Origin of the sequence: Polaromonas glacialis (assembly GCF_000709345.1) — a bacterium.
Lineage (GTDB): Bacteria > Pseudomonadota > Gammaproteobacteria > Burkholderiales > Burkholderiaceae_C > Polaromonas > Polaromonas glacialis.
The window spans coordinates 63,268-88,017 of record NZ_KL448326.1; the positions used below are offsets into that span (position 1 = coordinate 63,268).

General features: G+C 63.0%; 27 protein-coding genes and 2 pseudogenes. 10 read left to right on the forward strand and 19 right to left on the reverse strand.

Annotated features, from left to right (window positions below):
• Positions 1-22: 22 nt before the first annotated feature.
• The 4 genes from denD to EC86_RS0123695 form a co-directional block, all read right to left on the reverse strand.
• The gene (denD, locus tag EC86_RS0123680) at positions 23-1,075 is read right to left on the reverse strand and encodes a D-erythronate dehydrogenase (RefSeq protein ID WP_029528277.1); all 1,053 of its coding nucleotides are present in this window, start codon (positions 1,073-1,075) and stop codon (positions 23-25) included.
• A gap of 32 nt (positions 1,076-1,107) precedes the next feature.
• Entirely contained in the window at positions 1,108-2,187 is a 1,080-nt protein-coding gene (locus EC86_RS0123685; protein WP_029528278.1) for an alpha/beta fold hydrolase, read from the reverse strand.
• Positions 2,188-2,273: 86 nt separating this feature from the next.
• The gene (locus EC86_RS0123690) at positions 2,274-3,191 is read right to left on the reverse strand and encodes a dihydrodipicolinate synthase family protein (protein WP_029528279.1); all 918 of its coding nucleotides are present in this window, start codon (positions 3,189-3,191) and stop codon (positions 2,274-2,276) included.
• 47 nt (positions 3,192-3,238) lie between these two features.
• Positions 3,239-4,987, reverse strand: coding sequence for an IlvD/Edd family dehydratase (locus EC86_RS0123695; RefSeq protein WP_029528280.1), 1,749 nt, complete (start codon positions 4,985-4,987; stop codon positions 3,239-3,241).
• Between the two features lie 130 nt (positions 4,988-5,117).
• On the opposite strand from EC86_RS0123695, the gene EC86_RS0123700 reads away from it, so the two are divergent.
• Positions 5,118-6,074, forward strand: coding sequence for a LysR family transcriptional regulator (locus EC86_RS0123700; RefSeq protein WP_051676341.1), 957 nt, complete (start codon positions 5,118-5,120; stop codon positions 6,072-6,074).
• 733 nt (positions 6,075-6,807) lie between these two features.
• A pseudogene (locus EC86_RS0123705) lies at positions 6,808-7,056 on the forward strand (IS110 family transposase); the annotation flags it as partial.
• A gap of 278 nt (positions 7,057-7,334) precedes the next feature.
• Here the strand turns inward: EC86_RS0123705 and EC86_RS0123710 are convergent.
• From EC86_RS0123710 to EC86_RS27315, 3 genes are all read right to left on the reverse strand, one after another.
• The gene (locus EC86_RS0123710) at positions 7,335-7,781 is read right to left on the reverse strand and encodes a DUF1810 domain-containing protein (RefSeq protein ID WP_029528283.1); all 447 of its coding nucleotides are present in this window, start codon (positions 7,779-7,781) and stop codon (positions 7,335-7,337) included.
• Between the two features lie 60 nt (positions 7,782-7,841).
• Positions 7,842-8,159: a hypothetical protein gene (locus EC86_RS0123715; RefSeq protein WP_156955488.1), complete on the reverse strand. Its 318-nt coding sequence runs from the start codon at positions 8,157-8,159 to the stop codon at positions 7,842-7,844.
• 267 nt (positions 8,160-8,426) lie between these two features.
• Entirely contained in the window at positions 8,427-9,125 is a 699-nt protein-coding gene (locus tag EC86_RS27315; RefSeq protein ID WP_084181727.1) for a plasmid mobilization protein, read from the reverse strand.
• Positions 9,126-9,370: 245 nt separating this feature from the next.
• On the opposite strand from EC86_RS27315, the gene EC86_RS26640 reads away from it, so the two are divergent.
• From EC86_RS26640 to EC86_RS0123730, 3 genes are read left to right on the forward strand one after another with little or no spacing between them, the layout of a single operon-like run.
• Positions 9,371-9,724, forward strand: a complete 354-nt coding sequence (locus EC86_RS26640) for a helix-turn-helix domain-containing protein (protein WP_232230035.1) — start codon at positions 9,371-9,373, stop codon at positions 9,722-9,724.
• A gap of 14 nt (positions 9,725-9,738) precedes the next feature.
• Entirely contained in the window at positions 9,739-9,858 is a 120-nt protein-coding gene (locus tag EC86_RS30180) for a helix-turn-helix domain-containing protein (RefSeq protein ID WP_232230036.1), read from the forward strand.
• On the forward strand, positions 9,833-10,444 hold the full coding sequence (locus EC86_RS0123730) for an IS630 family transposase (protein WP_198026904.1): 612 nt from the start codon (positions 9,833-9,835) through the stop codon (positions 10,442-10,444). Before EC86_RS30180 ends, EC86_RS0123730 begins: the two co-directional genes overlap by 26 nt.
• 24 nt (positions 10,445-10,468) lie before the next feature.
• Here the strand turns inward: EC86_RS0123730 and EC86_RS0123735 are convergent, their stop codons facing one another.
• The 5 genes from EC86_RS0123735 to EC86_RS0123755 form a co-directional block, all read right to left on the reverse strand.
• The gene (locus tag EC86_RS0123735; RefSeq protein WP_156955489.1) at positions 10,469-11,419 is read right to left on the reverse strand and encodes a DUF3991 and TOPRIM domain-containing protein; all 951 of its coding nucleotides are present in this window, start codon (positions 11,417-11,419) and stop codon (positions 10,469-10,471) included.
• Positions 11,403-12,530: a ParB/RepB/Spo0J family partition protein gene (locus EC86_RS27320; protein ID WP_051676324.1), complete on the reverse strand. Its 1,128-nt coding sequence runs from the start codon at positions 12,528-12,530 to the stop codon at positions 11,403-11,405. The genes EC86_RS0123735 and EC86_RS27320 overlap by 17 nt, the downstream gene beginning before the upstream one ends.
• The gene (locus tag EC86_RS0123745; RefSeq protein WP_029528289.1) at positions 12,527-13,270 is read right to left on the reverse strand and encodes a ParA family protein; all 744 of its coding nucleotides are present in this window, start codon (positions 13,268-13,270) and stop codon (positions 12,527-12,529) included. The genes EC86_RS27320 and EC86_RS0123745 overlap by 4 nt, the downstream gene beginning before the upstream one ends.
• Before the next feature lie 292 nt (positions 13,271-13,562).
• A complete protein-coding gene (locus tag EC86_RS0123750; protein WP_051676325.1) occupies positions 13,563-13,949 on the reverse strand; it encodes a TrfB-related DNA-binding protein in 387 nt (128 codons plus the stop codon).
• A 171-nt stretch (positions 13,950-14,120) separates the two neighbouring features.
• On the reverse strand, positions 14,121-14,912 hold the full coding sequence (locus EC86_RS0123755) for a DUF932 domain-containing protein (RefSeq protein WP_232230037.1): 792 nt from the start codon (positions 14,910-14,912) through the stop codon (positions 14,121-14,123).
• Between the two features lie 35 nt (positions 14,913-14,947).
• Here EC86_RS0123755 and EC86_RS0123760 point away from each other — a divergent pair, with 35 nt between their 5' ends.
• The gene (locus EC86_RS0123760; RefSeq protein WP_029524731.1) at positions 14,948-15,472 is read left to right on the forward strand and encodes a transposase; all 525 of its coding nucleotides are present in this window, start codon (positions 14,948-14,950) and stop codon (positions 15,470-15,472) included.
• A gap of 317 nt (positions 15,473-15,789) precedes the next feature.
• Positions 15,790-16,167: pseudogene (locus tag EC86_RS30510) on the forward strand (transposase); the annotation flags it as partial.
• A gap of 32 nt (positions 16,168-16,199) precedes the next feature.
• Here the strand turns inward: EC86_RS30510 and EC86_RS30185 are convergent.
• From EC86_RS30185 to EC86_RS28195, 4 genes are all read right to left on the reverse strand, one after another.
• A complete protein-coding gene (locus EC86_RS30185) occupies positions 16,200-18,290 on the reverse strand; it encodes a recombinase family protein (RefSeq protein WP_029528226.1) in 2,091 nt (696 codons plus the stop codon).
• A complete protein-coding gene (locus EC86_RS0123775; RefSeq protein WP_029528225.1) occupies positions 18,284-18,571 on the reverse strand; it encodes a hypothetical protein in 288 nt (95 codons plus the stop codon). The genes EC86_RS30185 and EC86_RS0123775 overlap by 7 nt, the downstream gene beginning before the upstream one ends.
• 5 nt (positions 18,572-18,576) lie before the next feature.
• Positions 18,577-19,041 (reverse strand): helix-turn-helix domain-containing protein, encoded by a 465-nt coding sequence (locus EC86_RS0123780; RefSeq protein ID WP_029528224.1) that lies wholly within the window; start codon positions 19,039-19,041, stop codon positions 18,577-18,579.
• Between the two features lie 210 nt (positions 19,042-19,251).
• Positions 19,252-19,560, reverse strand: coding sequence for a DUF5372 family protein (locus tag EC86_RS28195; RefSeq protein ID WP_269635758.1), 309 nt, complete (start codon positions 19,558-19,560; stop codon positions 19,252-19,254).
• Here EC86_RS28195 and EC86_RS0123790 point away from each other — a divergent pair.
• Positions 19,530-19,892 carry an integrase core domain-containing protein gene (locus tag EC86_RS0123790; RefSeq protein WP_029528292.1) on the forward strand — a complete coding sequence of 121 codons (363 nt, stop codon included), beginning with the start codon at positions 19,530-19,532 and terminating at the stop codon, positions 19,890-19,892. The two genes, EC86_RS28195 and EC86_RS0123790, sit on opposite strands and share 31 nt — an antisense overlap.
• A gap of 51 nt (positions 19,893-19,943) precedes the next feature.
• On the opposite strand, the gene EC86_RS0123795 is transcribed toward EC86_RS0123790, so the two are convergent.
• Both EC86_RS0123795 and EC86_RS29220 read right to left on the reverse strand, forming a co-directional pair.
• On the reverse strand, positions 19,944-20,219 hold the full coding sequence (locus tag EC86_RS0123795) for a helix-turn-helix domain-containing protein (protein WP_029528293.1): 276 nt from the start codon (positions 20,217-20,219) through the stop codon (positions 19,944-19,946).
• Between the two features lie 168 nt (positions 20,220-20,387).
• Positions 20,388-20,528, reverse strand: a complete 141-nt coding sequence (locus tag EC86_RS29220) for a hypothetical protein (RefSeq protein ID WP_156955490.1) — start codon at positions 20,526-20,528, stop codon at positions 20,388-20,390.
• 50 nt (positions 20,529-20,578) lie between these two features.
• On the opposite strand from EC86_RS29220, the gene EC86_RS0123805 reads away from it, so the two are divergent.
• A complete protein-coding gene (locus EC86_RS0123805) occupies positions 20,579-21,901 on the forward strand; it encodes a lytic murein transglycosylase (protein WP_029528294.1) in 1,323 nt (440 codons plus the stop codon).
• Between the two features lie 355 nt (positions 21,902-22,256).
• Here EC86_RS0123805 and EC86_RS0123810 read toward each other — a convergent pair whose 3' ends face one another.
• Positions 22,257-24,032 (reverse strand): hypothetical protein, encoded by a 1,776-nt coding sequence (locus EC86_RS0123810; protein WP_029528295.1) that lies wholly within the window; start codon positions 24,030-24,032, stop codon positions 22,257-22,259.
• 241 nt (positions 24,033-24,273) lie between these two features.
• Between EC86_RS0123810 and EC86_RS0123815 the strand changes: the two genes are divergently transcribed.
• The gene (locus EC86_RS0123815) at positions 24,274-24,642 is read left to right on the forward strand and encodes a calcium-binding protein (RefSeq protein WP_029528296.1); all 369 of its coding nucleotides are present in this window, start codon (positions 24,274-24,276) and stop codon (positions 24,640-24,642) included.
• The last annotated feature ends 108 nt before the right edge of the window (positions 24,643-24,750 follow it).

Consider the following 24,750-nt stretch of genomic DNA (forward strand, 5'->3'; position numbering starts at 1 on the left):
ACAACTTTGGGTTGATGGATTTTTATCGCGCCGGCGGCTTTAAGGCATCAGTGTTTTCCCTGATGTAGGCCGACACAATGTCTTCAAAACAGGTGTCGGGCAGCAAACCCAGACCACGCGCCCGCACGGCGTCGATGCGGGCCGGCCAGGTCTTGACGATGTTGTAGATCGCCGCATCGGGCGTCCAGTCGATCAGCGCGGCGACCTGCGGCCCGGCCACGCGCGCCAGGGCGGCGGCCATGTCGGCCGGTGTCGTGGTGAGCGCGGGCAGCGTCAGGGCCGTGCGCGGCCCCCAGGCCGGGTCGCTGGTCTGCGCGGCGCAGACCAGCCCGGCGATGGTGCGCTCGGGCGAAGACAAGGCTACCGGGGTATCGGGCGGCACCGGGCAGGTCGCCCGCACCCCGGCCAGGGGCTCGCGCAGCATGCCGCTCAGGAAGCTCGACGCCGCGCCATTGGGCAGGCCTGGCCGTACGCTCACGGTCATCAGGCGAACGCTGCGGCCCTGGATGAAGCCTTTGCGGCTGAAGTCCGCCACCAGTTGCTCGCCCATGAATTTCTGGATGCCGTAGCTGCTTTGCGGCGTGGGCAGCGTGCTGTCCTCGATCACCGGTGGCAGCGGCAGGCCGGGGGCATGGCCAAAGACCGCCAAGGAACTGGCAAACACCACCATGGGCCGGGTCTTCAGGGCACGGCATGCTTCCAGCAGGGCCAGCGTCGCGGCAAAGTTGCTGCGCATGCCGAGGTCGAAGTCGGCTTCGCACTCACCGCTGACGGCTGCGGCTAGGTGGAACACCACGTCGGTCTGCGCCTCCACGACCGGCGTTGCTGCGCCGGGCGCCAACAGTGCGTTGAGGTCGCCGGTCAGCGCAGCCACGCGCGGGTCGGCCATCAGGTCGTCGGGCGGCAGTGCGCGGTCCACCAGGGTCAGGCGCGTGATCGGACGGGCCGGGCCGCCCGCCACGGACAACTGGGCTTGCGCCAGCAGGGCGCGCGCCAGGCGCACGCCCAGAAAACCGGCGCCGCCGGTGATGACAATGTTGCAGGACCCGCCTTGGGGAGAAGAAGTCTGGGACATGGTGTTTCCTGGAAAAATTATCGGGTTCCGGCTCAGGGAGCCTGTATCAGTCGGGGGGCGGTTTGCAGCAGTTGCGCCAGCTCGCCCTTCCAAAAACGGGCCTGCCCTGTCGTGCCGTGTCCGGCAGTGCGTTCGCTGGCAGGAATCAAGAACACGCGCCCCTGCTTGACGCGCTTGATCTCCTTGTCCAGCACCCCGAGCTCGGGCGGATTGCGCTCATCGTCCGCCGAATTGATGGCCAGCACGGTAGCCGTTATTTTTTCCAGACCGGCGCTGGGGTTGTAGTCCGCCGACGAGTCCCACTGGAAAAGCAGGTCGTTGGCGTCGCCGGTAAATTTGGCGTTCAGGCGGGCATCGAGAAAGGCATCGGCCCGCTCGCGGGTCGGGGCTGCCTTGAACAGCGCCTGGTTGCCGCCATTGGTGGCAATGGCGAAATAGGTGGATGCGAACGATGCGCTTTTGGGCTGAACGGTGTAGTTGCCCTCCATCCATTCCGGGTCGCGGCGGATGGAATCGACAATCAGGCGGCGCAGCATCCAGTTGCGGCCCGACATTTCGACAGGCAGAGAAGCCATGGGCACGGCAACGTCCATCATGGGGTATTTTTGCGCCCAGATCCAGGTCTGCATGCCTCCCATCGAGTTGCCAATCACCAGGCGCAGACGCTTGAGCCCCAGGTGATCGCGCACCAGCGCATGCTGCGCGGCCACCATGTCGTCGTAGTTATAGCGCGGGAATTTGGCACGCAGCCCGTCTGACGGCTTGCTGCTTTTGCCGGTGCCGATGGCGTCGGGAAGGATGATGAAATACTTGGCCGCATCCAGCGGCTGGCCCGGCCCCAACAGCTCGCCGGCAAAAGCCGGGTTGATCATTGCCGTGCCCGAGCCTGCGGTGCCGTGCAGCACCAGCACCGGCTCACCGTCCGGGTTGCCAAGGGTTGTGTAATGGATTTTCAGCGCAGAAAAAACTTCGCCAGTGTGGAATTTGAAGTCCTTGACGATGTAATCGCCTTCCTTCAGGTTTGGGTAGGTCGCCTTGTCAGGCGCCTGGGCCAACGCAAGGGTTGTCACCAGCGGAAGGGTCAGGCTGATCAGCAATTTTTTGAAGGGCATCGGTTGGTCCTGTGACAGCAAGGTGTAATTTGTATGACAACTTTGATTGTTGACGCATGCGCCGTGGCGTCGCGTCAGGACTTTCCCTATTTACCCCAACGCAACACCAGGGGGTTCAGGCGTTGTGCCGCCTCTATCAGTCTCTTGCGCACTTCAGGATGCATGTCGGGCCACGGGTGGCGCGGTGCCTCGCAGGCAATCACACCGCCTTCTTTCATCAGGGCCTTGGCGCTCAGGATGCCGCCCTGGCGGTTTTCATAGTTGATCAGCGGCAGCCACTGCTGGTACAGGTCAATGGCTTTGGCGCGCTGGCCGGCGGCATGGGCATCGACGATCAGCCGGATGCCGTCGGGATAGCCGCCGCCGGTCATGGCGCCGGTGGCCCCAGCGTCCAGATCGGGCAGCAGGGTAATGGCTTCCTCGCCATCCCAGGGGCCTTCGATGGCATTGCCACCCAGGCGGATCAGCTCGCGCAATTTGGACGCGGCGCCGGCGGTCTCGATCTTGAAATACGCTACCTGCTCGATCTCCTGCGCCATGCGGGCCAGAAACGCGGCCGACAAGGGCGTTCCGCTGGCCGGCGCGTCCTGGACCATGATGGGAATGTCGAGTGCGTCGGACACGCCGGCATAGAACGCATGAATCTTGTCCTCGGAAACCCGGAAGGTGGCGCCGTGGTAGGGCGGCATGACCATCACCATGGCCGCGCCCAGGTCCTGCGCCCGGCGGCTGCGTTGGGCACAGACCCGGGTGCTGAAATGCGTGGTGGTGACGATCACCGGCACCCGGCCGGCGACGTGCTTGAGGATGGCGGCGGTCAGCACCTCGCGTTCGTCATCTGAAAGCAAAAACTGCTCGGAGAAGTTCGCCAGGATGCACAGGCCATTGGAGCCAGCATCGATCATGAAATCGACACAGCGCTTCTGGCTGGCCAGATCCAGTTCGCCGTTTTCGAAGAAAGTAGTGGGAACCACCGGAAAAACGCCCCGGTAGCGGGCTTGCATTGATGAGGTCATGGGGTGATGAGTCAGTGGGTCCACAGTGCCGGCGGTCAGTGCGAATGCCGGGGCACTTCAGCGCCGCGGCAGCCGACCAGGAAATCGAAATCGCAGCCTTCATCGGCCTGCAGCACACGGTCGATGTAGAGCTGCTGGTAGCCGCTCTTGGGTGTCGCCGGCGTCTGGGCTTGCGCGGTCTCGCGCTCTGCATGGCGCTGGGCAATCTCGGCATCGCTGACCTCCAGGTCGAGCTTGCCGGCATGGCTGTCCAGCGCAATCCAGTCGCCATCGCGCACGATGGCCAGCGGTCCGCCGGCGGCCGCTTCGGGCGCCACATGCAGCACCACCGTGCCGTAGGCCGTGCCGCTCATGCGGGCGTCCGAGATGCGCACCATGTCGGTGATGCCCTGGGCCAGCAGCTTGGGCGGCAGGCCCATGTTGCCAACCTCGGCCATGCCGGGGTAGCCCTTGGGGCCGCAGTTCTTCAGCACCATCACCGAGTTGGCATTGACATCCAGGTCCGGGTCGCTGATGCGCGCCTTGTAATGGTCGAAATCCTCGAACACCACCGCCCGGCCCCGGTGCTTCATCAGGGCGGGCGTTGCGGCGGAAGGCTTGAGCACCGCGCCGCGCGGCGCCAGGTTGCCGCGCAGGATGCACATGCTGCCGTCGGCGACCAGCGGGTTGTCCAGCGTGCGGATGACCTCGTCGTTGTAGATCGGCGCGTCCAGCACGTTGTCCCAGATTGACTTGCCGTTGACCGTCAGCGCCTCCTTGTGCGGCAGCAGGCCGCCTTCGCCCATGCGCCGCAGCACACCCGGCAGGCCGCCGGCATAGTAGAACTCCTCCATCAGGAAGCGGCCCGATGGTTGCAGGTCCACCAGCGTCGGGGTTCCTTTGCCGATCTCGGTCCAGTCTTCCAGTGCCAGCGGCACGCCGATGCGTCCGGCAATCGCCTTGAGGTGGATCACCGCGTTGGTCGAGCCGCCAATGGCCGCATTGACCCGGATGGCGTTTTCAAAGGCCTGGCGCGTCAGCACCTTGGACAGCTTCAGGTCTTCCCACACCATGTCCACGATGCGCATGCCCGACATATGCGCCAGCACGTAGCGCCGCGCATCGACCGCCGGAATCGCTGCATTGTGCGGCAGCGAGGTGCCCAGCGCCTCGGCCATGCAGGCCATGGTCGAGGCGGTGCCCATGGTGTTGCAGGTGCCGGCCGAGCGCGACATGCCCGCTTCGGCCGACATGAACTGGTTCAGCGTGATCTTTCCGGCCTTCACGGCCTCATGCAGCTGCCATACCACGGTGCCAGAGCCAATGTTGCGGCCTTCGTGCTTGCCGTTGAGCATCGGGCCGCCGGTAACGACGATGGTCGGAATGTCGCAGCTGGCTGCGCCCATCAGCAGCGCCGGCGTGGTCTTGTCGCAGCCGACCAGCAGCACGACCGCATCCATCGGGTTGCCTCGAATCGACTCCTCCACATCCATGCTGGTCAGGTTGCGCGTGAGCATGGCGGTGGGCCGCAGGTTGGATTCGCCGTTGGAAAACACCGGAAACTCGACCGGAAAGCCGCCGGCCTCGGAGATGCCGCGCTTGACATGCTCGGCAATCTTGCGGAAGTGGGCATTGCACGGCGTCAGCTCCGACCAGGTGTTGCAGATGCCGATGATCGGCTTGCCCTGGAATTCATGGTCCGGGATGCCCTGGTTCTTCATCCAGCTGCGGTACATGAAGCCGTTTTTGTCAGCGCTGCCAAACCATGCAGCAGACCGCAAGGGGCGTTTTGGAGAGTCGGACATCGGGCGTCTTTCAAGGCAAAGTGGTGAAAAGTTGCGTTATGGTAGGGCGTTTGTTCATATATATCCAATGAATAAATACGCGTCATTGATACACTTATTAATATCAATGTTCGACAGGAATGATCGCCAGATGACCGCTCCCCGTCCCAAATTCAAGATTCGCCAGATGGAGTTGCTGATGGCGCTCGATGGGACGCGCAACCTGCACCGGGCGGCCCAGGCGACGAGCATGAGCCAGCCGGCCGCCTCCAAGATGCTCAAGGACATGGAGGAGTCGTTTGGCGTTGCCTTTTTCGAGCGCCTGCCAAGAGGCATGCAGCCGACCGCCTGCGGAGAGACCCTGGTGCGCCATGTCCGGATGGCGCTGGACAAGCTGTCGCAAGGCGAGAATGCCATCACCGCGCTGCAGGCCGGGCTGAGCGGCCAGGCCGATGTGGGCGTCATCATCACCGCGTCCATGACCCTGGTGCCCCGGGCCATTGCCAGCGCCAAGTCGGAAGCGCCGCAGTTGACGATCGGCGTTGACGTGGGCACCAGCGCGGTACTGATGGAGCGCTTCAAAAAAGGCCAGCTCGACTTCTTGATCGCCCGCATTCAGACGCAGGAAGATCAATTGAGCCTGCGCTACGAAGACCTGTCCAAGGAAACCGACTGCGCGGTGGCGCGGATCGGCCATCCTCTGCTGCAGCGCCCGGACATCAGCTTGCGTGAACTGGCCTGCGCAGGCTGGATCCTGTCGCCCAGGGGGAGCATCTTGCGTCACCAGTTCGACATGGTCTTTCACCGCAGCCGCCTGGAGGCGCCGACCAACGTGGTGGAAACCACCGCCATGTCGGTGATCAAAAGCCTGCTGCAGCAAACAGACTTCCTGCATGTCATGCCGATGGAGATTGCCCAGTACTACGTTGAGTCAGGCGAGTTGGCCATCTTGCCCTTCGACCTGCGCTGCAGCATGGACAACTTCGGCATCATCACGCGAGCCGACCATGAACTGTCTCCAGGGGCCCAGCTGCTGCTCAGGCATATTCGCCAGGTGGCAGGCACGATTTATCCAGGATTCCTGGCAGGAACGACGGCAGACGCTTGAACTGCGCGGCCAGCACGGCAGCGCGGTGCTGGTTTTTTCCTCTGCTTGGATAGCGTTGTCGGCGTATCCGCCAGTTTCATGGATGATTCGCCTGTGCCGGCTTGCGAGACAGCGTGCCACCAGCAAAAAGCAAACGCGCAGCACACCGGCTTCCAGTGGCTTTGGATCGCCCGGTCGCTCCTGACCATGAAGTCGGCCCGGCCGATTCAATCCCTGCGATCAGTCATAGCCAGCCACAAAAACTGATGAAGCGGGGGGTTCTCATGCGATGCTGGGCGTATTGCCGAAGAACGGATCAATTCAGCGCTTGCGTACATACCCAAACTGCTGACGGCCATTTTTCCAAGCGGTTGAGAGATTGCACAAGGTTCAATCCCGCTGCGTCAAGGCTGGTGTCGTTATGGATCTGCAGCAACCGGCAATCCGGAGGTGTTTGAAAGGCAATCGCGCGCTGCACCCGGGCTTCAACCATTGCCAGGGTTTCCCGTTGTCATGCCAGATGCTATGGATGCCTCCCCTTTTTAAAAGGGAAGAAAACTGGAGCCCTGAGATTGAGTAGCCGTTAATCAGGAAGAAAAGCTCAGGAAGAAAAGCCTCGCTGCCGAGGCGGATCCTCTGATGGATACGGCATCAAAGTGCCCAAGGCGTGATAGACCACGGTCTTCACAAACACCACAGAGGATCCATCATGAATCGTAATACGGGTATGAACGCGGGACAAGTGATCGGCACCATGAACGGCCTGCAGGTGGTCGGTCTGGATATTGCCAAGCAGGTGTTTCAGATGCATACGGTGGAGATGAACACGGGCGAGATCGTCAACGTTCAGCTCAAACGGGCCAAGGTACTGGAGCGCTTTGCAAACAAACCAGCGTGCCTGATCGCCATTGAAGCGTGTGGTGGCGCTCACTACTGGGCGCGTGAGTTGCGCTCGCTGGGCCACAGTGTGCGGCTGCTGCACGCCAAAATAGTGCGCCCGTTTGGTCAGATGGTGCAATGAGTCGAAACGCTTCATTTATAGCCATTGCCAGTAACAGCCATTTTCCCGACGAACAGTAGCCAAGCTGCAGCTACGGCGTTGGGAATTTGGAGCAAATGCAAAGTAGAGTCACCCTTTTACCGATGAATCGCGAAAACCACCCAAACATAGTAATGTTCACCACAGCCCTTTAAGGAAGTGCCATTGCGGGTTTCGACAGCCCTGCAGCGTTGACCAAGAAACAAACGCTTTTGCTTTCGCTGATTTAAGCCTCCAATAGCTCAATGCTCCGCAACCGGCTGAAGCAAACTGAGCGTCATTGTGTCAGGCTTCCCGTCAAAAAAGTGTTCCAACGCTTGGCTGAAGACCGGCTCCTCCGGGGCGACCTGCGCAAAAAGCGTCATGCATGACCTGAACTTGAGGTCATCGGGCGAGCCAAAAATTTCGTGGACCGTCTTGCCACCAGCAGCCAAAACCAGTTCCGTGCATTCCTTCAGACGCTTGCCGAGGACGGGGTGCTGCCAATAAGCAAGCGCTTCACCTCCGGATTCGATGCCGAAATGTTTGGCCATGCTGCTTCGTCCCAGGGCCTTGAGCTGCGGAAAAACGAAACACATCCAATGGCTGGTCTTGTTGCCCGCCGCGAGCTCTTCCTTGACCGCCGCATAGATCCGGTCTTGCGCCTCCACAAAACGCTCCAGACCGTGTGATGTCGAGTTGGTATCCACGATAGTTTCCTGTTCGAAGTCACGCCTGCAAGCAGCCGCTTGGTGAGCCAGGGCCGCCAGTCAATGAGAAACCGGGCACCTGAGTTGCATCTGTAGCGAAGCCGCGCATGCACGCAAGACGAGAGATGGCGATGCCAGCGCAAAACTCAGCACCTCTTCGGCGTACAGGCAGTCGTGCTCCAAGCGATGGGGGTCAATCCACCACCCTTGACCGGCCATCAACCATTTGAAATCGACTCTTGTCAGCATACAGGCACACACTTCGAAATTACCGTCGTCGGCGACCTCCCCTTTAAACGATGCATGGCTCTGCATCGTGGAAGCATCGTTAACGAAATCCGTTGAAAAGATGCAAGCCGGGCCGTCATCAGTACGCATAGGATTTACTTGACTGATTAGATGAACTGGGGGCATGTTCAAAAAGCAGTGAATGCTTTTTCATGGTGCGGCGCAAAATGAAATCAAATCACATGGAAAACCCTTGTTTTGTTGCCGCTTCGCAACATGCAATTCAACGGTTTGGATACCTGCCTGAGCGTTGCTGAATTTTTGCACGAAAGGTGAATAGCCTTTGCATTCAAGCACTTACGCCCGTCGCTCAATGCCAAACAGCCAAAGTAAGTGCCATTTTCCCAAAGGGCGTTTTTAATAATCATCATCGCCCGCAAAGCGTGCCGGGCGCCGCCTCGGTCGCAGCTTGCGTGCGGTCTCCATGGCCCTTTCCTGTGCTTTTTCACGCTGAAGCGCTCCGGGCGCGGCTTTCGGACGATCGGCGTCGGGCAGGCCCCAGTAGTCAAAATTGCCCGTGATGACGGCCGCCACGCGCCGCATCTCCAGCCGGATGCGCTCGGCCGCCTGCTGGGCTGCAGTGCCTTGTTCGGGCGGATAGTCGCCGGTCGTGACCGCGATGTTGAGCGCGTGCGCCATCTGGTTGACGTTGTTGCCGATGGCGCGCAGTTCGCCGAACAGCGCGCGCAAGGCTTCCAGTTCATCCGGGTTCCACTGCGGCCGGCGCGCCAGGTGAACCAGCGCCAGTGAACGTAGCCAGTTCGCCGGGCTCGTGCCCTGCAGACGCGCCGCTTCGGCGAGCGCTTGTCGCTCGGTCGCTTTCAATCGCACGCCGACCTGCTCGCCCCGGCCCACACCGCGCGGAGCAATGGCTTCTTGCGCGCTTGCACTGTGCAAGCCTTGGGCTTGACCTTCCTGCTCGACCGCCTGCGCAATCAGCCGGCGCAGCGCGCCTGAAGCGCCGCCGTCCATCTGACGCGCCATGGCCAGGAACTGCTCAGCAAGGGCTGCGTCCACGTAAACGCCAAGCATCTTGTGTCCAGGTTTTACCGGCATAAATCCTCCAAGTTTTAAACCTGCTACCACCAAACATATCCTGCCCTAGTCCCTTCTCACGCACGTTCCCCTATGGCTGAGCGCCGAACTGGGCAGGCGAAAAGGAAAAATCAGGGGACGCACAACGCTTGCACTGTGCAAGCCTTCGCCGGGCCTACTTGCCCTTATACCAATCCCAAGATATAGAGAACCAAAGCCAGCGATCGGAGTCAGAGCAGTCTTGGCTCTCGCAGGAGATTACGAAAATGTCATCTCAGCACATCATTGATCAGCTGCAGCCCTATGATTTCGACCGACTGGCCCACAAGGAAAAGGATGGGCGCCGGCGACTGCGCCTGATTGCTCTGGCGCACCTCAAGGACGGCAAGAGCTATACCGAAGTGGCCGCTGCACTGCGCGTGACCCGCCACGCCGTCATGCGCTGGGTGCAGTGGTTTAGCGCTGGCGGCGTGGCCCGTCTGGCCGGTCTGCCGCACGACTGGAGCACGGCAAGCGCCTTGCCAAAGCACAGGAGGAAGCGTTTCGCCAGGCGGTCGAGCAACTGTAGGGCGAACGCGGCGGCGGTCGGGTGCGCGGTGAAGACATACGCCAGTTACTGACCCGGCAGTTTGGCGTGGCCTACAGCCTGAACGGTGTGTATGACCTGATGAAGCGCTTGGGCATGGTATGGATTTCGGCACGCGCCCTCAAGCCCTATGCCGATCCGGTTGCACAAGCCGAATTCAAAAAATAACTTCGCCCCAAAAGTCCTGCAAACGCTGCCGCCAGGCATTGCGCCTGAGCAGGTACACATCTGGTTTCAGGATGAAATGCGCATCGGCCAGCGCGGCACGCAAACGCGCCTGTGGGCGCGCAAGGGAACGCGGCCCCGGGTGGTGCGCCAGCAGCAGTCCGAGTCGGCCTATATCTTTGGCGCCGTCTGTCCACAGCAGGATAGTGCCGTCGGTCTGGTCATGCCGCACGCCAATACCGAGGCGATGGCCCACCACCTGCAGGCCCTGAGCGAGGCGGTGCCTGCGGGGCGCCACGCCGTGCTGGTGCTGGACCGGGCGGGATGGCACACCACGCTCAAACTGCCGCAGTTCCCCAACGTTTCCTTGTTGCCGCTGCCAGCGGGGTCGCCCGAGCTCAACCCGGCCGAGCAGGTGTGGGCGCAACTGCGCGACCGGCACTTGGCCAACCGCTGCTACGACGGCTACGAGCAGATTGTTGACGCCTGCTGCGACGCCTGGAATGCCTTCACGCAAATCCCTGGCGCCATCCGCTCTTTGTGCTCCCGCAGCTGGGCAGTGCTGCCTTCGGCTTCGGTTATTTCATGACACGGGATTGGTATTACTCTCCCCTCACTCTCCCTTCAGCTGCGCATTCCAGTCCTTCGCCTTCGGCCGCAACCGCCCGAACCCAGCGCAGCTCGCCCGGGCAATGCCGCGCAACCGCTCGGCCAGCAACTCGCCACCCGGGTCCTGGTCGGTCGCTGCGACCAAGCGCGAACCGGGCGGCACCAAGGCGCGAATCACCTCGGCGGTCCTGCTTCCAAAGCCGCCGCCGGTCGAGAGGTACGCCGTGCCTGGCGGCCAGTCCTCCAGCGTGCCCAGGCTCAGCGCGTCAATCGCGCTTTCCGCTACCGCCACGCGCCGGGCGTTGGCCAGCGCGCCCAGCCAGAACAGCGCCTTGCCCCCGCCCCGGCAAAAGCCTTTGTAGTGCGGCCCGCGCATCTCCCAGCCGCACGGCGCGTCCTGGGCGGTCCGGTGCAGCGCCCACACCGTGCCGTAAATACCTTCGCGCAGCACCTCGGCCTGCACGGCCCGGTTCAAGGTAGCCGCAGGCAAGCCGCGTTGCTCGGTGAGATAAACCCAGCCTTGCGAGCCGGCCACCAGCTGCTTGGCCTGCGCCCAGACCTTGGGCGCGTCGACCGGCGCGGGCGGGTGTTGGCCCGGGTGCAGTTCGGGGCGCATTACCGGCGCGATGCCCGCCAGCGGGCGCAGTGCGCGCCTGGCATGCCCCAGCGTTCCGCCCCACAGGTACTGCGCCAGGGCGAACACGTCGCCGCGCGCATCGCTCAAGGGATCGAACCAGCCCTGGCCCTGGTGCGTAACGATGACGATTTGCGCTTGGCCGCCCCGGTACTTGGCACAGTTGACACTGCTTTGGCGCGCGTCCAGCGTCCAGCCGGCGTGCTCCAGCACCGCCCGGCAGTCCACCAGGCGGCGCAAGTCTTCCAGTTCCTGGTCCATGTCGGCACCTCCCGCGACGAAGAAATCAACGTCCTTGCGCGTGCTACGCGATGCGGACAATGCGCAACCGCGTCACCTCTACCTCCATTTCCATTTCCACTTCCACCACGGCCTTCTCCCTCCCGGTGGTGCAGGCCACCAGCGCCCAGCCCTCGCGCGCGGCGCGCCGGTGCACGACCAGGCGGCCCGTCCGGCCCTCCCCCAGGTCAACGATGAACACGGGCTCGCCGGTCCTGGGCGCCTCGGCCCGCTGCAGGGCCGGGGACGCCGGGTCAAACGCGGGCGCGGCCAGCAGCGCTTCCGGCGGCGGCTCCTGGACAGGCGGCACCATCGGGGCCGCTGGCGGGTCTTGCACCGGCGCCGGCGTGACGGGATCGCCGACCGGCGGTGGTGGTGGTGGTGGTGGAGGCGGCGGAATGCTGCCTGCATCCGCCGCTGGCCGGTCCAGCACAAACGAGCCGGTTGGCTTGCCCGTGATGGCGCCAATGATGCGCCGCGCCTCGGTCACCGTGAGGAAAATTTCCGGCTCCGGCAAGCCGGCGATGACCTGCGCGGGTGTCTTGCCCCACTGGCGAAACAGGTCGTACAGCGCCCGGATGTCGGCCGTGTCCAGGCGCGCGGCCAACTCGGGCGGGAAATGCCCGACCTGCCGGAACGCCGCCACCTGGTAGTCCTTGAGCGAGCAGATCGCGGCGATCTGCCTGTTGGTCGAGCCCTCCCGAGCCAGCCGGGCAATCGCGGCAGCCAGGTCGCGGTTCGAAAGATGGGCGCGCTGCTGGTTCTCGATCAGCTGCGCGGCAAAGTCCCCCGCGCCCCGGGGGCGCACCACAGCCGGAATGTCGGCCACGCCGGCCAGCTTCGACGCACGCAGGCGGCGCGCGCCAAACACCAGCAGGTAGCGCCCGTTCACAGGTGGCTGCACGACAATGGGCTGCACCACACCATGCGCCTTGACGCTCTCGGCCATGCTTTGCAGCGCGTCCGCGTCAAAGACGGTCCTGGGCTGGTGCGGGTCCTCGTCGATGTCGGCCAGCAGCAGGCGCAGGGCTTGGCCCCGCCCTTCCCCGCTGGCGGCGCGCAGGTTGCCGAACGAGGCGGCGGCAAACGTCGCGCGCGCCCTGGCGGGAGTTGCCGGCTGGGCGGCGGCGGTCTTGATAGATTGTTGGCTCATGGCTTGAACTCCATCAGGGTTTGGACGGCGCCAAAAACAGTGCGGATTTCCTGGCCGGCTTGCCTGGCCGAAGCGCCCTTGAGGCGCCAGACCGGCGCGCCTTCGCTGGCCGCGCGCGCATAGCTGTCGCGCTTGGCGACAATGCCGGGAAACAGCAACTGGCCGACCTGCCCGGCCAGGTCCTCGAACATCTCGCGCTCGCGGCGGCTCTTGCGGTCAAAGATCGAGGGCAGCAGGCCCAGGAACTGCGGCTCGGCGCGGCCATAGTGGCTGCACACGCCCTTGATTGCCCGCAGCAGCTCGGCCACGCCCTGGATGGAGTAGTCGTTGATGCCGATGGGCGCCAGCACCGCATCGGCGGCCAGCAAGGCGGCAAAGGTGCGATTGCTCAAGGCCGGCGGGGTGTCGATCACGCACGCGTCGTAGTCGTCCCCCATGCAGCCCAAGCTGTCCCGGAATGTCTCGATGCAGGCACGGTCCACGCTTTCAACGCCCAGCAGGTCGCGCGTCGAGCGCGTGACCGTCAAGTCGCCCAGGCTGGGAACCCGCGTGACTTGCGCAAACAGCGCCACGCTGTCTACGCTACCCACCTGCGCGCCCAGCGTGCTGGTGAGGTTGGCCTGCTGGTCCAGGTCGATAGCCAGGGTTCGGTGGCGTTCGGCGAAATACCAGCTGGCATGCGCGACCAGGGTGGTCTTGCCCACGCCGCCTTTCTCGTTCATCACCACCAAGGTTTTCATCCCGTCTCCTCCTGCTGGAAAGCAGCCAATACCGCAGCAGCTGCCACCACCGCGACGTCCATTGGACCAGGGAATCCAATACCTCTATTTTAACGTTTGGTGCTATTTCAGTAAATAGCTATAAAGGTTATGAATACAATTGTTTGCAAATTCATGTCGTCCAGGTCCGTCGGCCAAGGCGCCAACGCTTGCACTGTTCAAGTCCTTGGCGCGGTGTCGCTGGCGCTGCGCCGGGTGCAACGCCATTCGGGCAGGAGGAAGAAAAAATGGATGGCTTGGCTTGTCCGGCAGGTCAGCCTTCTGCGGCACCGTGCAGTGAATCGGCGCCGGGCGCACGGGTGCTGCCTGCTTGCACGGCTTTTTTTCCATGAGGAACGCCGGCCGCGTGGTCGTCCCGCGCCTTGGCGGCGATGGCCTCCACCTGCGCGGCCAGCTCGGGCGGCAGCCAGACCTCGACCCGCCGCCAGGTGGCCGGCACTTGCCGGGCAGCGGCGCGAAAGCGCTGCACGATCCCATGCACGCGCTGGCGGCTCATGTGGTTGCGCGTGGCCGCCTCGGCGGGCTTGACGCCCTCGACCAGCACGGCCCGCGCGATATCGACCGTGTCCAGCGCCAGGCGCCCCAGCAGGGGACGTAGCGCCTCGAACTCTTGCAATGTCATTTTCTCAAGGGTGGGCATGGTGTCCTTCGGTCGCCGGATGGTGGGTCAATGGTTGTCAACAAGGCATGGCTGTTTATTGACAATAAATTATGCCTCCACAAAGGGCAAGATCCAAGGCGCGCCATCCTATGGGAAGTACACGCCCTGGACAGGGGACCGGGGACTGGCCCCATGCCAGGGCGTGGACTTTTAGCCGCGAAGCTTTCTCATTTCATCGGCCAGCACCCACAAGGCGCGGTTGAGCTTGACGCTCTGGTCAATGCTGCTCACCGGGCGCGTCGTGGTCGCGCGCCCGGTGCGGTTGCGCCCGCGCAAGCCGCCCCGGGTGAGGTTTTCCTGCACCCGGTTGAACGTGGTCCACAGGTCCGGCGCACCGTCTTCCAGGCGGCGCGGCGTCAACAGCTGCACGTCGCTGACCGGCGCCGGCGCGGCTTGCTCGTCGTATTTCAGCGCCAGGGCCGCGCGGGCAAACGCTCTCTGTTCTCCACTGGACAGGCACACGCGCTGCATGCTGTCCCGCTGCGCCTGGGCCGCCTCGAAGCTATCCAGCACGGTGAAGGCGCCTTCGATGACCTGCCCCACCACGTCGCCCTTGTGCGGGACGCGTACCTCATGCACGGTATCGCCGCAGACCATGCCGTTTTGGCAGACGAACCGGAACATGCCGGCGAGCATCTGGTAGCTGCTGGTGCCGTCGTGGCTGTTGAGCAAGATGATCTCGTTGGCTTCCCTGCCCTCGATCTGGTCGGCATGGCGCAGGCGCAGCATGTGCTTGGTGTGCTCGCGCTTGCCTTCTTGGCGCACGCGCGTTTGCGCCACCATGAAGGGCTCGAAGCCTTCGCGGCGCAGGCCGCGCAGCACGTCGATGGTGGGAATGTAGGTGTAGCGCTCTGAGCGGCTAGCGTGCGCCTGGGCAGCAAAAATCGACGGCGCCACACGGGCGATGTCGTCCCCGGGTGTCAGACTTGTTGTCGCGTCCAATTCTTCAATGGCTAACTGCCCGGCAACGACATTTCATGACCAGAACACCGCATTCACATCACTCCCTTGAATTTAAAGAGCAGGCATTGCTCAAAGCCAGGCATCGCGGCACGCGTTCCGTTATCAGCGTTGCCAGTGAACTCAACATGTCCGCCGGCACGCTCAGGAAGTGGCTGCAAAGCGCAAGCAAGAAAACCGGCACGATAGCCCCCCCGGTGTCCGCTGCAACTGCTGCACTGGACGGCCCGGCGTCGGCCTGGACGCCTGCACAGCGTTTGATGGCGCTGCAGCAAAGCTATGCACTGGATGACATGGCCCGGGCCAGCTGGTGCCGCGAGCATGGCGTGTTCGAGCATCAGCTGGTGCAGTGGCACCAGGCGTTTTGCACCCCTGCCGTGCCCGCTTCACGCGAGGCGAGCGGCGCCTTTCGCGAGCTGCAGCGCCAGCATGATCAGTTGCAGCGCGAACTCAGGCGCAAGGAAAAGGCGCTGGCCGAGGTGGCTGCCTTGCTGGTGTTGCAAAAAAACTTCCAGGCGCTGTTGGAGGGCGCGGACAAATGACGTCCGTCCAGCAGCGCCAAAAGTTGCTCGGCCTCATTGACAAGGCCTGCGCCGACGGGGCGCGTTTGCAACCGGCTTGCCGCCAGATCGGCTTGTCGTGCCGCAGCGTGCAGCGCTGGCAGCGCTCTGAGGCGGCCGAGGGTGACCAGCGCCCTTCAGGCAAGCGGCGCTATGCACGCCCGGCCAACAAGCTGCTTGAAGAAGAGCGCCAGGCCGTGATGGCCACGCTCAACAGCGAAGCGTTCAAGGACTTGCCGCCGAGCCAGATCGTGCCTCGCCTGGCCGACAGCGGCGTCTATGTGGCGTCCGAATCCACGATGTACCGCCTGCTGCGCCAGGAGGGCCAGTTGGCCCATCGGCGCGCAGAGCGTTCAGCGCAAAAGCGCAGCCGGCCGCGCGCCCTGGCCGCGACCGGGCCCGATCAGGTGTTTTGCTGGGATATCACGTACCTGCCAACCCAGGTGCGCGGCCAGCACTTCTACCTGTACCTGTTCGAGGATCTGTTCAGCCGCAAGATCGTTGGCTGGCAGGTGTTCGATTGCGAGAGTGCCGAGCTGGCCAGCCAGTTGCTGCGCGACATCTGCGCGCGGCACAGCATTCCCCCGGGCCAGCTGACGGTGCATTCGGACAATGGCGCGCCGATGAAGGGCGAGACCATGCTGGCCACGATGCAGCGCCTGGGAGTGGCGCACACGCGCAGCCGGCCGTCCGTAAGCAACGACAAGGACTACGTCGCATACTGCACTCCTTCCGTACGTTCAGGTGGAACCGTTGCCTCCAGACGCCGCTGCGAGAGCTTGGCGCCGGGCTTCTTGCGGGGAGCCAGGTCGCCTGGTGGTTCATACAAGGACTCGTTCTTGTCGCTGTAGGCGTGGCCTCGCAACAGGCCGCGCCGCAGCCAGATCTTGACAGTGTGGGGGGTGACGTGCAATGCGTCGGCCATTTCCTGCAGTGTCAACATGCCGCGCTCGCGCAATCGGTCGTACCGCGGTTTGAGATGGTAGTCGCGCGCCAAACGCGCGATCATCCGTGTATTGAATGCCGATCCCGCACCCGGCGCGAATCCACGAGCATTGAGAACGTCGGCGATCTGCGCCGTGGTGTGTTCGTCAAGCAAGTGGTCTATCTCCTGGACCACGGCAGTGGGCGTCACACGCTGCTGCCAGGAGCACTTGGGCAGGGGTAGATGCAGCGACTTGCGCGCACCACCCTTGAAGCGAATATGTATGGTGATCTTGTCGTCACGATTCAAGGTGACGTCCTCCACCAGCAATCTGACCATGCGTTTGCGATCGCGATCGAGCGTACCCGGATCGTTCCACAGGCGAGGGAAGTCGGTGGCCAGTTGCACGATCGCTTTGCGCTGCTCGTCGGTCAACAAGCGTGCGTCTTCATCCCGGCGACGGGTGTACTCCTCGCGTGCATCGCCCAGCGCGCGCAGCTTCTCGTTCCAATCCGCCTCCAGGGAGTCGGCCACCAGCCGGTTGTCGGGATCAACGCGCATATAGCGTCGCTGCGCCAGTTCGCATTCGTACTGCGCGCGTTCAACATTGGCATGGCGCATGCGGTCCGCCTCTTCAAAGCGAGACTGCAGTTCCTGTTGAACGACCAGCGACACCTCGAGCGCAACCGGATTGACCGCCTCGATGAGCACCGCTGCGACCGCTTGGTCAATGCCGGTTCCGGGCACGTGTTGGCACACCGCTTGACCGTGCTTGATGCGTTCGCGCTGGCATATGTAGTCGGGACACAATTGCCCATGACGATCGTGATAGCGAACCGTCATGCGTTGACCGCAGCGCCCACACAAGACCATTCCTTGCAGCAGCGCAGGACCCTCGCGCGGTGGTCCGCGCCGCCGATCGGTGCCCATCGCCTGCGCGTTGGCATGCAGGCGATGCTGGTTGAGCTCGAACTCGTCCCAAGAGATATACCCCGCATGGTTACCCGGGATCAACGTGACCCATTCATCGCGCGGCATTCGACGCAGCCGGGTGCGGCCATCGATGGTCCTGACCGTATGGCAACGTCCATAAACAAACGCTCCAGCGTATCGGGGACTGTGCAGCACCCGAAGCACCTGGTCGTGCGTCAGGCTGCCCCACAGCAGTTCGCCTTTGTGGGGACCCTTGGCGCAGCGCCGCGGAAATGCCAGCTTCTCATCACGCGCGGCCTTGACCGTGGCGCAGGCTGAGCCGGTGCGGGCGAACGCCGCGAACAGCCACCTCAGGCAATGCTGGACTTGCTGATCAGGATCGAGCACGAGCGTGCCATCGCTGGTGTAGATCAACCCCACGGGCGGGCGCATCTCCAACTCGCCGCGGCGCGCCTTGTTCAGGATTCCGCCCTGCAGGCGCGCGCGCAGCACATGCAGTTCCGCCTCGCTCATGGTGCCCTTCAGGCCGAGCAGCAACCGGTCGTTGAAGTGTGCCGGGTCATAGACTCCATCCTCGTCGCAGATCAGCGTCGAGGTGAGCGCGCAGATCTCCAGCAACCGATGCCAGTCCATGGAGTTGCGTGCCAGGCGCGAGACCTCCAGACCCAGCACGATGCCCGCGTGGCCCATGCCGACTTCGGCGACCAAGCGCTGGAAGCCTTCGCGATCCGTGGCGGCGCCGGACTGGCCAAGATCGGTATCGATGACGATGACGCGTTCGTCTGCCCAGCCAAGGGCCACGGCGCGTTGGCGCAAGCCGTACTGGCGCTTGGTGCTCTCGGTGTTCTCGAACACCTGGCGCAGCGTCGACTGGCGGACATAGAGGTAGGCGTTGCGCTTGAGGTGACTGGCCTGCACCTTCTGATGGTGATCATTCAACATACGAGGGCCTCCTGCCGATTGAACAAAACCATACTGGCCAGCAGCATTGCAACGTCCCTGTGCAACTGCGCTGGACAGATCTGCTGGTCACCCTGTGGCGGCGCCGGCACCGGCGTCGGCGCCACGCACTGACTCCACACCTGCATCCAGGCGCACATACCGCCACGGGTGAACAAAGCCAGGCCCTGGGGTTGAACGGCCGATCGGCCAAGCACCTGTTGGCGCAGATCTTCGTAGCGTGCAACCAGACTGTCGTCGCGCAGCAGCGGCGCAAGCGACACGGGTATCAGCGCCGTTTTTTTTTGCGCAGCAACTGCCGCTCGATGCTGCGAGGGTGAACTTGCACCCCGAAATTTTGGTGCACCAACTCGGCCAGGCGCTCCGCACGAATATCCGGATCGGTAGCACGCGCCTCGCAGATGAACTGCAGCACCGTTGGCGTGAGTTTGTGGCCACCGTGCGGACCACTCTTGTGGGCGAGTAAAGCGGCCAGGCCGCCGCTCTCGAAGGCCGTCATGGCCTGGTAGAACGAGGGACGCGAAAAGCCGCAGGCCTTGGCAGCCTCGCTGATCGAGCGCTTGTCGATGTTGACCAGTCGCAGCATCTCGTACTTGACCTGCAGCACATCGTCGGGGTCGAAGAACGCGTTGTTGGCGAACAGTGCGTGAGTGACGCCGTGCGCACGCGGGTTGAGCGCAGCGTGCTGGCGCAGGACCGCTTGCTTGTCGTGCTTGTCTCGATCTATGGGCATGGACCCTCCTCGGCTCAGGCCAGTCAATGTATGTAAATAGGATTATGTTCGGCATGAACACACTGTCAAGGTGATCACTGCAAGCGATAGGAGGTTTCATGTGCAGCATGTATGTTGAGCTCCCATGCCAGTAGCATCGAACAGATGCAAGACAAGACGTAATCGCCTTTACACTTTGCACAATATCTTCTTTACACTGAAGGGGCCGGCTCATGACTTCATTGCCTCGATCAGTTGCACCAATTCGAGGAGTTCTTGAGCCCGGAACGCGGCACGTCCCCGCGCCACAGCATTGAAAGGGTCTTCGGCGACCAGGTCGGTCCAGACCGCCGGCATCGAGTGCGAGCCTCCTGCTGTGTCGTGGAAAAAAACCCTGTCTTCGCGCCAGTTCCTCCCACGCTCGACCAGATCGAACACCTGACCGAACAGCGGATGGTGCGGATGGGTGACGCGAAAAGGTCGTCGCTCAACGTCGCCATGCGGCGCAGTTGACTGCTCGCTCCAATCCCTATGTCGAATCGGCGTTCAGAACCCTGAAGTACCGCCCGCAATTGCCTGTCAAGCCGTTTGAAAACCTGCTGGCCGCAAGGCGCTGGGTGACCGAGCTGGCGCACTGGTACAACCATCAGCATCACCACAGCGCGATTGGCTTCGTGACTCCAGCCCAACGCCATGCCGGCCTGGACCGGGCATTGCTTGAGGAGCGATCGCTCGTCTATGAACGGGCACGCCAGGAAAATCCCCAGCGCTGGTCAAGGCAGACCCGCCAGTGGGCGCATGTCGATGTCGTGCACCTCAACCCAGAAAACCCACAAATCAAGGAGCTTCGAAACACTCAAAAGGTAGCCTGACTCACTTCACTTCAGGCGACAACTTCCTTGACAGCCACCGGTCCTGCCACTTCACCACTCCGGGGCACAGGCGACATCATCACCCGGTGCGCTGGGGCTGGAGGGGGTGCGAGGGCTAGAGTGCATCATCAGCTCAATGTCCAGTACGCCGCACAAGGCCAGTAACTGCTGGACCGTCGCACCGCCGGGGTTCTGCTCGATTTTGGACAGCCGGGACTGGCTCAGCCCCAACTGAGAAGCCAATCGCGCCTGCGTGAAGTGAGCGGCCTTGCGTGCAGAGTGCAAAAGCAGTCCCAGCTGATCGACGCTCACAATACGGTGCTGCATGAATATGCCTTTTAAGAATAACTGAATTCTATTCCTTTAAAGAATATCATTTAGTTATTCTTTAAGCGCATAAATGATGGGATGGGTCTCAGCCGACCAGGGGAGGGCCGGGTGGTCTTGCGACCGCTGGCACAGCGGTCGCAACCAGCCGTCCTTTTTTCAACTGCCTTACGCCCGCAGCAGCTCGAACTGATCGGTGCGCCCGTCGCGGAAAATGCGCTCGGCGGCATCACCACTGGCTTGCTGGAAAAGGACGAACACCTGACCGATGCGCTGCGGGCCCTGTTCGCGCTGCGCGCTGGATAGCATGCCCCTCGCGTTTTGCGGCGACACCCCATGGACCGGCGAGAATAGATCGAATGCACACCCCATTTCGTTTTCCAGCACCAGCCTGCCGCTGGCTGGTGCCCGCGTTGCTGGCGACCTTCGTCGTGGCGGGCTGCGCCTCGACTCCACCGGTCCCACCCGAGGCGCCGGCGCCCTCGAAGCTCAGCGCCAGCCCGGCCCCACCCCAGGCCGCAGCCGTGGTCGACGAGGCCGGGCGCAGCGAGCAGTTCGCCCGCTGGGTGGCCGGGTTCCGCGCCAGCGCACGCGTAGCCGGCATTGGCGAAGCCACGCTCCAGAGCGCCTTCGACACCGTGCGCCTCGTCCCGCGCGTCATCGCGTCGGACCGGGCGCAGCCCGAGTTCACGCGCGCGGTGTGGGACTACCTCGACCGCGCGCTGTCGGCGCAGCGCGTCAACCGTGGCCAGGACAAGCTGGCGCAATTGCGCCCCGTTGTCGACACCATGGCCGCGCGCTACGGCGTGCCCGCAGAGGTCCTCATCGCGATCTGGGGCATGGAGAGCAATTACGGCAGCTTCGTGGGCGACATCCCGACCATCGACGCGTTGGCGACGCTTGGCTTCGAGGGCCGGCGCGAGGCGTGGGCCCGTAGCCAGTTGCTCGCATCCTTGACGATCCTGCAAAACGGCGACATCGGCCGCGCGCAGATGGTCGGCTCCTGGGCCGGCGCGATGGGCCAGACGCAGTTCCTGCCGTCGAACTATCTGGCCTATGCGGTCGATGCCGATGGCGACGGCCGGCGCGACATCTGGGGCAGCCTGCCCGACGTGATGGCGTCGACCGCAAACTTCCTGGCCAGTTCCGGCTGGCAGGCCGGCCAGCCGTGGGGGATCGAGGTGCGCCTGCCGCCGGGATTTGATTACGCGCGCGCCGACCTGCAGGTCCGTCAGCCGGCGAGCCAGTGGGCGGGCGAAGGGGTGCAGTCGATGGACGGCGCGCCGCTGCCGCTGCTTTTGGACGCTTCGCTCCTGCTTCCCGCCAGCGCGCGCGGGCCGGCGTTCCTGGTCGGCGCGAACTTTCGCACGATCCTGCGCTACAACAACTCGACCAGCTACGCGCTGGCCGTCGGGTTGCTGGCGCAGCAGCTCGCTGGCGGCCCCGCAGTGCAGACCGCCTGGCCGCGCGACTTGCTGCCGCTGTCGCGTAGCGAGCTGCTGGCACTGCAAACGGCGCTGAACGCACGCGGCTTTGACAGCGGGGCGCCCGATGGCACGATGGGACCAGCTACGGGGCGCGGGGTTCGCCAGTACCAGCGCAGCCTGGGCTTGCCGGCCGACGGCTACCCGACCGGGGAGCTGCTGCAGCGCCTGCAGCAACAAGGCGCCGCCGCGAATTGAGGCAGTGGGCAGTTCAGTGCCGGGTTCTTGTCCTGCAGCGTGCGCATCGTCCAGTGGAAACTGACCGCAGACAGCCGGTCCTGGACTTGGAAGACGCACGGGAATGCAGCTGACGGTCAAAATGAAAAAATCGATGTCGGGTTTGACGTGGAAACTTCGACTGGGGCTACGCTTTCAGTCAGTCTTTTGCAGGCGGTAACTGCCGACCTCTTGCTTGGCAGGATTGCAAGGCAACCCATCAGTGACAAGTACCCGCTTCCGGGAGGTCCGGTGTTTCCCCAGCTGGAACGGCCCTTCGCGTCCACTGACCAGACGCCTCCAAGGTGGAAATGCAGGGGGCCTGAATAAACCTGCCTCAAGACACCAGCCCGAGCCCGAGGACGTGCACGCTCTCCCGGAATTTGCCCAAGTGCTCATGGCGAACCACCAGGGTTTTCGGTCCGGCGCGCAAGCACAGCGAGCTCGTTTCCTTGTGCGTGGCCACACTGTCAGCGGTTTCGCAGTCGCGGCATTCGATCAGCACGGCGCTGGCGCCGGTCCTGAGTGCCTGGCCGTCGCGTGCGCAGCGAAGCAAAAACGATTCGACCAACTCCGGCAACGGCAGGTCGTCGTTATTTTCCAAAAATTGCCTGAGCAGCGCGATGTCGTGGCCTTTCTCGATGGCGGCCACGGCTTTTGGGCGGTCCAGATGCCAAACATCCTTCTGTATCGGTTCTGCCCAGAGTTCGAGCAGCAGCGCGTCTTGTGCGCTGAGGATTCCGCGCACCCGTTGGACCTGCAGGCTGGGCATCACCGAAATGGCCACCTGGCTGGGCTGGGCCACCGGTTGGTAAGTGGCCTCCCGCCCCAGGATGAAAGCGCCCAGCGCCGTGATTCTGAAACTGTTCAACCCATCGTAACGGCTCAAAAACCGCAGGTCGTCGGCGCCCCACAGATCCCGAAAGTCATCATGCCCTTCAGTGGGATCAACGTAGGCCACATCGACGATGCCGAGCGTGGCGGCATATTCAAACAATACGGCCGCCATGTAGCGATCTTGCAAAATGTTCCATCCATTAGAGCCGTCATACCCCAGGCTGCCGTATTGACGTTCGCACAGGTACAGCTTCCAGGGGTCATGGGCGACTGCAAAGACGTGATCGGCTGCCCGCATGAACCGTGAAAAATCATCGAGTCGCACCCATCGACCGGTCGGGCACGCCTGCAATGCCGCTTCGATCGCAGCGCGCCGTGGGGGCACGGCGCTCATCACGCGCCCGGTGCCGCTTTGGCCCTTGATGGCGTCCACCCGGCTGAATTCGTCGAGCAGCGTGGTTTTGAGCCACTTGCGCCACAGCGTGCGCAGCACGTCCGCAGGAGGCGCGCTCAGGGCTTTGACGCCGCTCGGGCTCAGCGTCAGGCGCATGCCGGTGCGCAGCGCCAGGCCAGAAGCCTGGAGCAGCATGGGCCAGGCAAAGGCCTTGATCGGGCCGATCGTCTGATCCCACTTGTCTTTTTTCTCCTCCACAGGGTAGAAATCGCCGCCGACAAGTTTTTCGACCAGTAGTTTTAGAGTGCTGCTGCTGGGCAGCGCCGTCTTCTCGCTGACGGTTAGGCGGGCCTGTTCAAGCGTGCGCAGCATGACCACCACTTCGTGCAAGGCTTCGCGCTCGGTCAGGCGCTCTGTCAGCCCTTCACCCGCTGGGGCAGTGTCGGAACTGCTTAATCGCACATCAGCGGGTTTGGGCACGAACGCAAGCAAGCTCGCCCGCAAGTCAAGCGGTACGAAATACACCCGCTCCTTGAACGCATAGTGGATGAACAATGCCAGGGCCGATTTTTTGTGGCTCGAATAGCGGGACGGCTGAGTCCCAGCCACTTCAAACGAGGGGTCACCCTGGTACTTGGCGCGAAAGCGCTGCGGCGAGAACTCGCCCTGCGGATGGTGAACGGCCTCGGCGACAGCGGCCGCCTGCAGGGTATCGAGTTTCAACCAAATGGCGTGCAACGTTGCGCTCTTCATCGCGTCAGCGATTCGCTCGATCAACTCGTCTTTGCGGCCGACGGCCTCGGCTTGCGGCACGTAGCGGATCAAATCCTTCAGGTCGGCAACGAGCAAACTTTGCAGCGCTTCTTTGAGCGTCATGGGCATGGCGACGTCCTTGGGACAACAGGGGATGGACACGTTGGGGGACTGGCTTGGCGCCTTGGTGACACTGGCAAGCCGGTAGCTCACGGGCGGTCAGCGCGGCACCGTATTTTGTCAGGTGCCTGGCCAACTTGCGCCGCAAAACCGTTGCCCAGAGAAATTGACAAGCCGTGCAGCTGCCGCTCAAGCCCAAAGTTCCTCACCACGATTATCATGACGTGAGCCTTCACAAACCCCGCACGCCATGAAACGCCTACCCGAGCAGCCCGACCGGGAAAACCGCATCACTTTCGAGATCGTCGTGGATGCCTACGACGCGACGGAACGCGCCATGGGCTGGTACTGCTACCTCCAAGACAAACTGCAAGTGCCGTTCAAGGCGGCGTGCCAGTCTGCTCGCGCGACATCACCGCTGGAAGTCGGCACCGGAGTCGACGTCGTTGGCCTGGCATCAGAAGATGACTGCATGTCAGAGGTGTTCGTTCTCGTCAAGTACGCCAAGTCCGAGCTTGCGGTGCCACTCGAGCAGCTTGCGTGTCATGCGCCAGACGTACAAACTGGCCAAGCCGTTGCCGATTGGCACTATTGGGTGGCGCGTGGCTACTCATACTGACGGTTGGCATACTGACCGCCTCGATTTGCTGACCCGCCACCACCGGTCCGCCCATGCGTTTGAACGACGACCAATTCCTTGACGTATGCCAGAACATCGAAGCTGGCC